2 protein-coding genes are annotated in these 1,953 nt (G+C 31.6%); both read left to right on the forward strand.

Annotation, left to right across the window (positions count from 1 at the left end; genetic code table 11):
• Positions 1 to 194: 194 nt before the first annotated feature.
• A complete protein-coding gene (locus IC612_RS09940; protein ID WP_194740033.1) occupies positions 195 to 848 on the forward strand; it encodes a nucleotidyl transferase AbiEii/AbiGii toxin family protein in 654 nt (217 codons plus the stop codon).
• A 282-nt stretch (positions 849 to 1,130) separates the two neighbouring features.
• Complete coding sequence (locus tag IC612_RS09945) at positions 1,131 to 1,775, forward strand: ATP-binding cassette domain-containing protein (RefSeq protein WP_194740034.1); 645 nt, start codon at positions 1,131 to 1,133, stop codon at positions 1,773 to 1,775.
• Positions 1,776 to 1,953: the final 178 nt, after the last annotated feature.

Here is a 1,953-nt window from a genome sequence, read left to right on the forward strand (position 1 = left end):
GAAAATGCAAATTTCTCTACTTTAGATTGCTCCATATATCGGGGGGAGGTCAGGAGGTCAAAAACAAGAAAAAATTCTACTTTTGAAGGGTACTGAAAATGGGGAGCTTACACAAAATCACTTAATGCTATTTCGACCTATAATTTTCCAAATATTGAAACCGTATTGCCTACCTCAAAAAGCTGGAATATCAAATGAAACTACACGAAAACCAGACCTTATTTCGGCAAGCAGTGCGATTTACCGCTCAGGAAATGGAGATTCCCGACCTGTATATTGAGAAAGATTATTGGGTAACGTTCGCTTTAAAGCAAATATTCAGTGCGGAAACCAAAAAATACTCTGTATTCAAGGGTGGAACGGCGCTGTCAAAATGGTACGGTATCATAAAGCGTTTTTCAGAGGATATTGATTTGGTGATCATGAAAACCGGTGATGATACTGCCAGTCAACTCAAAAACCGCTTGAAAAATGTTTCGCAAGTATTAGAAAAGTATTTGCCCGAAGTACCTGCTACAGACGTCACTCAGAAAATGGGAATGATCAGGAAGACGGCACATACATACTCCAAAGAATTTCAAGGAAATTACGGTCAGATCAGAAATGTGATTATTGTGGAGGCAAGTTGGCTTGGCTATTATGAACCGTGTGAACAAAAAAACATCAAAACTTTCATCTCTGAAATGATGCTGAGAAACGGACAGGAATCACTGATTAAAGAGTATCAACTTGAGGAATTTCCGGTAAATGTTCTAAAGCAGAAACGAACCCTTTGCGTGAAAATAATGGGTTTGGTGAGATTTTCCTATTTTAGTTTAGCTGATAAAATAAAAAAGAAAAATGCTTAAAAAAATTATTTCCTATCTATTTTTTTATTACAAAATTCTAATTCCAACTTTCTGTATATCCCTTACTGTAGGCTTGATTTTTGGATTTTCTTTTAAAATAGGTATTCTTTCTTATCTTTTGTTTTCGGTATTGTTCCATTATATTATTTATGAGCAGATATACCCTAATGAATATTACTTTTATTACAATTTAGGGTTTAGTAAAACCTTACTATGGTTGATCAATTTAGGAATTAATGGTATATTAGTTATTCTTTTTTTGAACTGATAATTTTGTTTCCCGTGAAAATTGACAGTATTATCAAAACTTTCGATAGCAAAACTATATTGCATGATATTTTCTTATCATGTGGTAAAGGAGAAATTATAGGACTATTAGGTTCTAATGGTACTGGAAAATCTACATTGCTGAAAATTGTTTTTGGTTCAATCAATGCAGACCAAAAGCATATTAAGGTCAAGGAGAAACTTATTCGGAATGTTTTTGAAAATAATGGTATTATTAAATATCTCCCTCAATTTCCTTTTCTTCCTTCTCATATCAAGGTTAAAAATATTATCTATAGTTTTTGTGATAAGGAAAAGTCTAAATTTTTGTCAAATCATCCTTTAGTAAATCCTTTTCTGAATAGCAAACCTAATCAACTGTCTGGAGGGCAAAAAAGAATTATAGAAATATTGCTTATTATATATTCAAATGCCGAATATATTTTGCTTGACGAACCATTTAAAAATATTGACCTAATCCATATACCTGAGCTTAAAAATTATATTATTGCTGAATCTAAAAACAAGGGGATTATAATAACCGACCATAATTATACTGAAATTTTAGATATTGCTACTAGGACAATTTTATTATACAATGGCTCAGTTAAACAAGTAAAAAATCAGGATGATTTAAAGTTTTTTAAATACATTAAGTAATATAAAGTATGGGTAACCAACTAGATGTATAGTTACCCATGTCATTATTTTATTTCTTTTCCTGTTAAATCATATTGTAATCTTCCCCAAAAACCGAAGCGGATATAAATATAGTTTTTAAATTTATGACCTCCCCCCGATATATGGAGCAATCTAAAGTAGAGAAATTTGCATTTTT

Origin of the sequence: Planobacterium oryzisoli (genome assembly GCF_015354315.1) — a bacterium.
GTDB classification, from domain to species: domain Bacteria; phylum Bacteroidota; class Bacteroidia; order Flavobacteriales; family Weeksellaceae; genus Planobacterium_A; species Planobacterium_A oryzisoli.